This is a genomic window from Rahnella sp. RcJ3 (assembly GCF_009498575.1).
In the GTDB taxonomy this organism is placed as follows: domain Bacteria; phylum Pseudomonadota; class Gammaproteobacteria; order Enterobacterales; family Enterobacteriaceae; genus Rahnella; species Rahnella aceris.
Genome location: NZ_QSNX01000007.1, coordinates 82,323 through 92,532, shown reverse-complemented (window position 1 = coordinate 92,532; position 10,210 = coordinate 82,323). Strand labels below are relative to the sequence as shown.

Here is a 10,210-nt window from a genome sequence, read left to right as displayed (position 1 = left end):
TTTTCCACCTCTCGTCCGGCGGTATTTTGGAACCGGCCTCAGGCTCTTAATTCACAACCTGACTGATGTTGAAATCTTAAAACTGTCTGCCCTTGAATTTAAGATCGTACGGGCGATTCAGAAATCTTGCTGAACGGAGCGGCCTGGAGACCCAAGGCTCCAGGACCGAGAGAAGGTACCGCGCAGCGGCAAGATTTCCAGCCTGTCGCGGTGATACCTGAAACATAGCCAGCCAGCGAAGCGCGCAGTGAAAAAGCGCGGGAGTCCAGAGGGCGCGCGCTTACGCGTCCTCTGGGCCAGTGTGGGCGGCGAGCCCACGACCTTGAAGTTGAAGTTGATTTTAAAGCGCCCCCCCGTTGCCCCCTGCCACTACCGGATCTCATTCACATACATAAAGTGATCGGTGCTGAACCTGTGGTGCGCCATGATCACCGGCACGGCGCTTTGATCAAACGACACTTCGTCGATCACCATCACCGCGTGCGGGGCCTCGAGTTCCAGCCATTTCAGGTCGTCGGCATCAGCCATCTCGGCGATTAACTGCTCGCGCACGGCCGCCACGCGGACCCCGTATTTTTCCAGCAGAAAACGGTAAAGCAGCGGCGGTAAATCATCCGCTGCGGGGAAGTCCGGCAGGCGTTCGGCCGGTAATACCAGCCGTTCATGCATGGCGGGAATGCCTTTAACCCGGCGTAAACGGCGGATGCGGATAACCGGTGCGCCGTCGTCAATTTGCAGCTTTTCGGCTTCACGGGCGCTGGCCTGGCCGGTCTGATGATCGAGCAAAATCGTCTCAGAATTCAGTAACGCACCGTCGCGGCCATGCAGGCGGAAATACTGAAAGAAATAACTGAGATTGTGCAGCGGTGCCCAGCCAGTGACCACGGTGCCGGTCTTGCGACGCCGCATCAGCATGCCTTCCGTCGTCAGCGCCGAAAGCGCTTTGCGTACCGTTCCCACCGAAACCCCGAAGTCTGCCGCCAGCGCATTTTCGCTCGGCAAAACCGTACCCGGCGGCAGCTCGCCAATCAGAATGGATTCGCTGATGTGACGTTTCACCACTTCATATAACGGCGCGGATTCCCTTTCGCTTAACCGGCCAAAAGGGGAAGCGTCCTGCTCTGCTTTATTTTGTTGTGTCATACCTGATTACCTATTGACCTGAACGGGCATCTGCTTTATCTATAAACTATATAGAAATAGAATAAAGCGAGTATAGCATGTCGTGCGAAGGAAGTTTGCAAATTGCGCTGGACTCCATCCGGCAGGACGAAACCGCCATTTTACAGGATCTCAGCCAGATGCTGGCAGTAGATACCTGCTTCCCGCCGGGCACCGGTTATCCGGCATTTGCCAGCCTGATGGAATCTCTGCTGGAGCCGATGGGGTTTGTCTGCGAGCGCGTCAGCGTGCCGGAAAACTTGTGGCAAACGCCGGACGGCAGTGCGCAGGGCGAACGGGTGAATGTGATTGCTACCTTGCCGGGCAGCGCCGCCGAAGCCTGTAATCTCTATTTTCACGTCGATACTGTTCCGGCGGGCGATGGCTGGAATTACCCGCCACTGACGCTGACGCAGGCTGATGGCAAACTGATCGGTCGCGGCGCGGCAGACATGAAAGGCACGATTGTGGCGGCGCTCGCGGCAATTCGCGCTGCGCAACGTCACGGGCTGGCGCTGAAATTCAATCCGGTTCTGCTGTTGTGTACCGATGAAGAAGGCGGTCTGTACCCCGGTGTGCGCTATCTGGCGGAGCAAAAATTATTCTCCGGCCACATGCTCAGCTTTAACGGCGGGGCGCTACCGCGTATCTGGGGCGGCTGTTTCGGCAGCATCGACCTCAAAATTTGTATCACCGGCCGGTCGGCGCACTCCGGCGATCCGGTCGGGGGCATCAATGCCATTGAAGAAAGCCTGCCGCTGATGAATGCGCTGCACACGCTCAAACGTGACGTTGAACAGCGCGCTTCCGCCATGCCTGCACCCCCTCATTTCGAAGGATGTCCGCTCACATCACGTCTCACGCTGGCTGCCGCGCAAGGGGGTGGCAAAGGTTCAACCCTGCCCGCACGCTTTGAACTGCTGGTTAACCGCCGCTATTCGCCGGAAGAGCCGTTCGAAACCGTCTTTAAAGAACTCACGGATTGTATCGGGCAGGCGATGAAAGATTCTGCGGCGCTGGCGGTGGAATATCACCTGATCGGCCATCTGGCTCCGGTCAGCGATCCGACCGGCCCGCACTGGCCGCGCTGGCTTGCGGCGCTCAGTCAGGGTTTTGGCTTCCACGCAAACGATTTCGCTGTCTGGGGTTCTTCCACCAGTTCCGACATGGGCTGGGTTCAGCAGGCAGGCATTCAGGAAATTTTACTCGGCGGGCTCGCCCGGCCGGAAAACCGTATCCATGCATCGGACGAATACACAACGATGCAGGACGTCGTCGCGTTATCGCAGTCAATTCTTGCTTATTTAGCTTCTGATTTTACTCCGACAGAAAATTCGCCAACCCAGGGCTTTTCGAATTCAGCAGAGAGGGTTTAATAATGTGTGCAATGAAAGGCGTTAACCGCCGTCAGTTTATCGCAGGATCCACCATTCTCACCGGCGCGGCGATGTTACCGTGGTCGGGCAATGTCGCCGCTGCCGTTTCCAGCGCCACGGACGCCAGCGGTTCACCGCGCAAGGGCGGGGTGCTGCGCATCAGCGTAGATCAGGCCGCCGGTATGCTTAATCCGCAGCAGGCGCGCGTCAATCCGGAATATCTGCTGGCTGAGTTGCTGTACAGCGGGCTGACCCGTCTGACGCAGGACATGAAAGCTGAAGCGGATCTGGCCGAATCCTGGAAAGCCAGCGACGACCTGACGCAGTGGACCTTTACCCTGCGTAAAAACCTCAGCTTTCACGACGGTTCTGCCTGTACCTCCGCCGATGTGGTGGCCAGCCTGAATGCCATTCTCGACCCGAAAAATGCTTCACCGGGGCAACACAATATTGGCCCGATCAAAACCGTCACCGCGCCGGATGCCGATACGGTAGTGATTGGCACCGACGGTCCGTACGCCGATCTGCCGGTGATGCTGGCGTATCCCGATGCCAAAATTATTCCCGCAGCGATTGCGGGCGGCCAGCCAGAACGCCTGAGCAAAGAGGCCATCGGTACCGGACCGTTTAAACTGGTGTCGTTTGAGCCTGAACGCCTGATTGTTGTTGAGCGCAATCCGCATTATTACGATCCGTCCCGTCCGCATCTGGACCGCGTTGAAGTGGTGGTCTATCCGGATGCCATTGCAGAAGGCTCGGCGCTGATTGCCGGTGACACCGATCTGATGCTTTCCGCCGCCTCTACTGAATTTGCCCGCCTGTCAAAATCCTCCGGCATCGTGCCGCTGCGCGTGTCGTCCGGTCAGTTCCTCAACGTGAATATGGGGTGTGACACCAAACCGTTTAACGATGTGCGCGTCCGTCAGGCGCTGGCGCTGTGTGTGGATCGCAAAGCTACTGTGGATTTTGTTGCCGAAGGCTACGGCACGGCAGGTAATGATACGCCGCTCAACACGGCCTATCCGTATTACCTGAACGAACCCCTCAAAGAACCGGATTACGCCAAAGCCAAAGCGTTGCTGAAAGATGCCGGTTATCCCGACGGATTAGATCTGACGCTGATCGCTTCCGACAAACCGTCCACCCGCACCCAGCTTGGAATTGCGTTGCGCGAAATGGCCAAACCGGGTGGTTTTCGCATTAATGTGCAGACGATGGCACACAGCACTTATCTCGATCAGGTGTGGAAAAAAGGCAATTTTTACGTCGGCTTCTACAACATGCAGCCCACGCCGGATGCCGTTTTCTCCCTGCTTTACACCTCGACGGCCTCCTGGAACGAAACCCGCTGGAATAACACTGAATTTGATACCGCAGTGAAAGCCGCGCGTGAAACAGCGGATCCGGCAAAACGCACCGAACTGTACGGCAAGGCGCAAAAACTGATGCACGATCAAGTGCCGTCACTCATTCCGGCGTTCTTCGATTTGCTGGCGGCAGGGCGCGATTACGTTGCCGGTTATCAGCTGCATCCGCGTGGTGCGGTGTTCCGTCTTGATCATGTGTGGCTGACGGCGAAAGCCCCAACCCGAAAATAACAGGGGGCATTGACAGTGACGGCGAGTTATTTGTTCAAACGTTTCATGCTGGTGATTTACACCCTGCTGGTGGTGTCGCTGCTGGTTTTTGGCATTACGCAATTGTTACCGGCGGATGCCGCCGTCACCCTGCTGGGGCAGAACGCCACGCCGCAAGCGCTGGCCGCCGTGCGTGCGCGTCTCGGGCTAAATGATCCGGCCTGGCTGCAATATTGGCACTGGCTGCGCGGCGTGCTGCACGGTGATTTCGGTGTGTCGATGCGTAACGGTTTGCCGGTGGCACCCACCATTATGGCGGCACTGGGGCGCTCCCTGCTGCTGGCCGTGTGCGCGCTGTTGCTGATGCTGGTTGTCGCGATTCCACTCGGGATCTGGGCGGCGGTCCGGCGCGGGAAACTGGCCGATATGCTGGTCAGCGTGTTGTCGTATGTCGGCATTTCATTTCCGGAATTTGTGACCGCCACACTGTTATTGCTGCTGTTTGCCGATGTCTGGCAAATCCTGCCCGCCACCGGGTATGTACCGCTGACGGAGGATTTCCGGGGAGGCATCAGCCATCTGATCCTGCCGTCGGTGACGGTGGCAATGATACTGGTGGCGCACGTTTCACGCATGGTGCGCTCGGAGATGGTCGATGTGTTGCAGACCGATTATATCCGCGCGGCACATCTCAAAGGGTTGTCGCGCCGCAGGATTTTGTGGCGGCACGCGTTACGTAACGGCCTGCTGCCGACCATCACCATTGTGGCGCTTGATGTCGGTTATCTGCTCGGCGGTATCGTGGTGGTGGAAGAGATTTTCGCCATTCCGGGGATTGGCCGTGAACTGATCGTCGCTGTTCAGGCGCGGGATTTACCGACCATTCAGGCCGGGGTGCTGATCCTTGCCGCGACCTATTCCATCGTCAATTTCCTGGCCGATCTGGCCTATGTTTTCCTCGATAAACGGATCAGTTATGCGTGATGTGATGAAGCATTTAATCCGTTCGCCGCAGGGCGCTGTCGGGTTATTTATCTTAGTGGTGGCTGCGCTGATGGTGTGCGGCGGGGCGCATATCGCGCCTTATGATCCGGAATCGATTTCGATTCTGGCGCGGTACAAAGCCCCCTCGGCAGAACACTGGTTCGGTACCGATCAGCTCGGACGCGATATTTTCAGCCGCGTGATGGTCGGTGCGCGCGCCACGATAGTGCTGTCACTGCTGGCGACATTAATGTCGATGGTCACTGGCGCGGTGATTGGCACCGCCAGCGCCTATCTGGGCGGCAAAACTGACGAAGCGATTATGCGCACTATGGATGCGGTAATGTCGATCCCGAGCCTGTTGTTCGCATTGCTGATTGTCAGCACCCTCGGTCAGAGCAGCTTCAATGCTGTACTGGCGATCACTATCGCATTTGTGCCCGGCATGGTGCGCATCGCCCGCAGCGTCTCGCTGGCAGCGCGTCAGCAGGATTACGTCAGCGCGGCGATTGCCCGTGGTGAAGCCACGCACTACATCATTTTGCGTGAAATGCTGCCCAATATTGTCGCGCCAATCATCGTGGAAGCCACTATCCGCGTGGCTTTCGCCATCATGTTATTTGCCACACTGAGTTTCCTCGGCCTCGGCGCACAACCGCCTGAGCCGGAATGGGGACTGATGGTGTCGGAAGCCCGTGCATATTTCTTTAACGCGCCATGGATGATGCTGATCCCGGGGGTGGCGATCGCGCTGGTGGCGATTGGTTTTAACCTGCTGGGCGATGGCCTGCGCGATGCGCTTAACCCGAGGAGCCACTGATGAGCGACGCCGTATTAGCCATAGAAAATTACAGCCTCGACTACCTGCTGCCTCAGTCAGAGCCGTTGCAGGTTTTGCAGGACATTTCACTCAGTGTGCAGCGCGGTGAAGTGGTCGGGCTGGTCGGGGAATCCGGTTCGGGTAAAACCACGCTGGGCTGGTCGGTTATGCGCTACATGGCTGCCAATGCGCGTGAACGCAGCGGGCGCATTCTGCTGGCGGGTGAGGATTTATGCCAGATGTCTGCGCCACAACTTGAAAACCTGCGCGGCGGCAAGCTGGGCATGATTTTTCAGGATCCGGGAGTTTCGCTGAATCCGACACTGACCCTCGGCGAACAGATCACCGAAGTGCTGATCCGCCATCGCGGGCTGGATGCCAGACAGGCGCTGGAGCTGGGCATTCAGTTGCTCAGCCACGTCGAGCTGAAAAATCCGGCGGCAATGATGAAGCGTTATCCGCATCAGGTGTCCGGCGGCGAAAAACAACGTGTACTGATCGCCACGGCCTTTGCCTGCGAGCCGCAATGTCTGATTTTCGATGAACCGACCACGGCACTTGATGTCATCAGTTCGGCACAAATTCTGGCATTGTTTGCCCGTCTGCGTGAGGAAACCGGCGTTGCCTCGCTGTACATCTCGCACGATCTGGCGCTGGTGTCAGCGGTGGCAGACCGCGTCTGTGTGCTGGAAAAAGGTCACATTGTTGAACAGGCCACCGCGCGCACGCTGTTCCTTTCGCCACAACATGCTTACACACAAAAGCTGGTAGCCGCAGTGCCGGATCCCGCGCATCGTCTGACAGATGCCACTCCGGTGTCAGCGCAGCCGCTGCTTAGCCTGCAAAACATCAATATTGATTATGGTCGTCACGGTTTGCTGGATCGACTTCTGCGCCGTGAAAACGGTAAAACCCGTGCTGCGTCGGATGTCAGCCTGACAGTGCATCGCGGGGAAATCGTCGGCGTGGTGGGGGAGTCCGGCTCCGGTAAGTCGTCGCTGGCAAAAGCACTGACCGGTCTGGTGCCGTTCAGCGGCAAAGTGGATTTTAACGGTTACAACCTGTCTGGCCGCGCCGAAATGGATAAAGACTATCGCCGCCGTGTGCAGATGATTTTCCAGCATCCTGACGCCTCACTCAATCCGCGTCAGCGTATCGGTGAGATCATCGCCCGTCCGTTGCGGCTGTACGGTTTGCCAGAGGGTGAAAACGAAGCGCAGGCGGTAGCGCGCTTGCTGGAGGATGTCCGGTTGCCTGCCAGTTTCGCCCGGCGTTTTCCGCATGAACTTTCCGGTGGACAGAAGCAGCGCGTGGCGATTGCCCGTGCGTTTGCGCATCCGCCTGAACTGGTGATTTGCGATGAAATCACTGCCGCACTCGATGTCTCGGTGCAGGCGACGGTGATTGAGTTATTGCTGGAACTGCGCCGTCGCTACGGCACCGCTTATCTGTTTATTACCCACGATCTGAACCTGATCCGCCAGATTGCACACCGCGTGGCGGTGATGTATCGCGGGGATTTGCTGGAAGTGCTGCCGGGCGAGGCTATGGCGCAACATGCCAGTCACGAATATACGAAGGCATTGCTGGCAGCGGTGCATACGCCTGAAAAGGCCATCACAGAACATCTTTGATACTGAAAGGGTTACACATGAATTCTCAACAATTACTGGCCGCAGTTGATGATGTCTATTGCCTGAATTTTCTGGCGCGTATGGTGCAGCACAAAAGTTACAGCCAGACAGACGGCGAGCGCAAACTGGCAGAATATATGGCCAGCCAGATGCAGATGCTCGGGCTGGAAACGCAACTGCAACCGGTGCCGGGCGAGCGTCTGAACGCTATCGGCACGCTTCGCGGAGAGGGCGGCGGCCACAGTTTGCTGTTCAACGGTCATCTCGATACCAACCCGGTGACCGAAGGCTGGACGGTCGATCCGTGGGAAGGAAAAATCGATGATGAATTCATTTACGGCATCGGTGTTTCCAACATGAAAGCAGGTGACGCGGCCTATTTCTGTGCGCTGAAAACGCTGATCGACAACGGTGTGAAACTTAAAGGCGACGTTATCCTGACGTATGTGGTCGGTGAATTGCAGGGCGGGATCGGCACCATTGCGGCCATCGAACAGGGCATCAAAGCCGATTATTTTATCAACTCAGAACCGACCGATGTGCAGGCGATGACCATGCATGCCGGGTCGCTGATGTTCACCATCGAACTGACCGGCGATACGCGCCATCTTTCAAAGCGAGAAGAAGCGGTGGATGCGATTCAGGCGGCCATCAGGTTAATCCCGCAAATCAATAACATCACTTTTACCGGCGCGGAAACGGACGATCACCGCAAAATTAACCGCGGCCATATCGGCACCATCCACGGCGCGCTGGGACGTGATTTAGAGGAATGGCGTCCGCCACAGGTCGCTGACTTCGTGCGCCTCAGCGGATCTGCGCGTTTTGCGCCGGGGCAAACGGTTGATACCGTGCTGGCCGATTTACAGGCGCTGCTCGATGACCTGTGCAGCGAATTTCCCGGCTTGCAGGCAGAACTGTTTGATGACGGTAAACGCCATCGCCCGACCATGCTGCCGTTCGAAGTATCGCCGGAATCCCCCATCATTAAAGCGGTGAACCGTGCCTATCAGACGGTACGCGGTGAACAACAGCCCACCGGCGTTATTACGCCACCGGCTTTTTATGGCACTGATGCCGCGCATTTCTACCAGATGCTGGGCATGGAAGGCGTGGTCTGCGGGCCGGGTGGCAAGTTCAACACCATGCCGGACGAGCGTGTTCACATTAAAGATTTCCTCGATACCGTGCGGGTTTACCTGCTGGCAATCCTCGAAATCTGTCAGCCGGTTGAAGCCTGATTGAAGAGGGGCAACAGATGTCGATGGCTGTGAATCTGGCGGCATTGAGCCGCCTGCGTGACGCCATGCGCATGGCGGATGCCGACGTTATGCTGGTCGACAGCGGTGAACTGCTGGCGTGGCTGACCGGTTTTACCGTATCGGAAACGATGTACCGCGCCTGTCTGGTGCCGCTGAGCGGCGAGCCGTGGATGGTGCTGCGCAAGCTTGATGAAGCGCCGTGTCGTCAGTTGAGCTGGCTGCGTGACATTGTCACTTATGATGACGCTGAGAACCCCTGGAAGTGTGTGGCGCAAAGCCTGATTTCACGCGGCTATCGCGACTGCCGTCTTGGCGCAGACACCCGTTCTTACGGCATGACGGCAGATACCTGGCAGCAGCTTTCCGAACATTTACCCGAAGCCGTCTGGCGGCCTGTGCCGGGTGTCAGCGACAGTCTGCGGCAGGTGAAATTTCCTTATGAGCTGGACCTCCTTCAGCAGGCGGCGCATATCGCGGATACCGCGTTTCTGACGCTGAAAGAGCAGGTAAACGCGGGCTGGCGTGTGCGGGACGTTGCCGCGCTGGCGGCACAGATTTTTCTTTCTGAAGGTGCTGATACCGGTGAAACCGGTCCGGTTGTCCGTTCCGCCGGAGACAGCGGTTTTCTGCATGCGCAGACGCATGAGGATATTATCCAGAACGGCGACATTCTGCATGTGGAACTGATCCCCAAGGTAAAACACTACAGCGCCCGCCTGATGCGCCCGTTTATCCCCGGCGGAATCAGTCCGGAGCAACACCACATCGCCCGCCAGCTTATCGCCCTGCAGGATGCGCAGATCGCCGCCATGAAACCGGGCGCGAAAGCCCGTGACGTCGATGCGATTTTACGCAACGCCGTGCTCGCTGCCGGGTTACGCGCTGATTACGGTAACGTCACCGGTTACGCGCTCGGGCTTTACACCCGTACGCCACGTCCGAGTGATTTTTCGCATTGCTTTACGCCAGCAGCAGACTGGAGGCTGGAGGAAAACATGGTGTTCCATATGTACACTTCGGCAGCCGGACTGGCGTTCAGCGAGACAGTCGTGGTGAGGCCGGAAGGCGGAATGAGGATGAGTCGTTTACCGAGGGAGGTGATTTTGATTTAAAAAGGGAGGGGGGGGCGACCTAATTGCAAATTCAAATTCAAAACCTTGGGTTGCCACCCAAACTGGCCCAGAGGACGCGTAAGCGCGCGCCCTCTGGACTCCCGCGCTTTTTCACTACGCGCTGTCGCTAGACACTATGTTTCAGTTGCCGCCGTGACAGGCTGGAAATCTTGCCGCTTCGCGGTGCCTTCTCTCGGTCCTGGAGCCTTTGGTCTCCAGGCCGCTCCGTTCAGCAAGATTTCTGAATCGCCCGCACGATCTTAAATTCAAAGGCAGGAGTTTTT

Annotated in this window: 8 protein-coding genes; 7 read left to right on the top strand and 1 reads right to left on the bottom strand. The window is 57.4% G+C overall.

Features of this window, described 5'->3' with window-relative positions:
• Positions 1–369: 369 nt before the first annotated feature.
• Positions 370–1,143, bottom strand: coding sequence for a GntR family transcriptional regulator (locus DXU84_RS11070; RefSeq protein WP_112152613.1), 774 nt, complete (start codon positions 1,141–1,143; stop codon positions 370–372).
• 77 nt (positions 1,144–1,220) lie between these two features.
• Between DXU84_RS11070 and DXU84_RS11065 the strand changes: the two genes are divergently transcribed.
• From DXU84_RS11065 to DXU84_RS11035, 7 genes are read left to right on the top strand one after another with little or no spacing between them, the layout of a single operon-like run.
• Positions 1,221–2,537 (top strand): M20 family metallopeptidase, encoded by a 1,317-nt coding sequence (locus DXU84_RS11065; RefSeq protein ID WP_153375729.1) that lies wholly within the window; start codon positions 1,221–1,223, stop codon positions 2,535–2,537.
• Between the two features lie 2 nt (positions 2,538–2,539).
• On the top strand, positions 2,540–4,135 hold the full coding sequence (locus tag DXU84_RS11060; RefSeq protein WP_013575727.1) for an ABC transporter substrate-binding protein: 1,596 nt from the start codon (positions 2,540–2,542) through the stop codon (positions 4,133–4,135).
• 15 nt (positions 4,136–4,150) lie between these two features.
• On the top strand, positions 4,151–5,098 hold the full coding sequence (locus DXU84_RS11055) for an ABC transporter permease (protein WP_013575726.1): 948 nt from the start codon (positions 4,151–4,153) through the stop codon (positions 5,096–5,098).
• Complete coding sequence (locus DXU84_RS11050; RefSeq protein WP_013575725.1) at positions 5,091–5,918, top strand: ABC transporter permease; 828 nt, start codon at positions 5,091–5,093, stop codon at positions 5,916–5,918. The genes DXU84_RS11055 and DXU84_RS11050 overlap by 8 nt, the downstream gene beginning before the upstream one ends.
• Complete coding sequence (nikE, locus tag DXU84_RS11045; RefSeq protein WP_153375727.1) at positions 5,918–7,552, top strand: ABC transporter ATP-binding protein; 1,635 nt, start codon at positions 5,918–5,920, stop codon at positions 7,550–7,552. Before DXU84_RS11050 ends, nikE begins: the two co-directional genes overlap by 1 nt.
• A gap of 17 nt (positions 7,553–7,569) precedes the next feature.
• The gene (locus DXU84_RS11040; protein WP_153375725.1) at positions 7,570–8,793 is read left to right on the top strand and encodes a M20 family metallopeptidase; all 1,224 of its coding nucleotides are present in this window, start codon (positions 7,570–7,572) and stop codon (positions 8,791–8,793) included.
• Positions 8,794–8,810: 17 nt separating this feature from the next.
• Positions 8,811–9,926, top strand: a complete 1,116-nt coding sequence (locus tag DXU84_RS11035; protein ID WP_153375723.1) for a Xaa-Pro peptidase family protein — start codon at positions 8,811–8,813, stop codon at positions 9,924–9,926.
• The last annotated feature ends 284 nt before the right edge of the window (positions 9,927–10,210 follow it).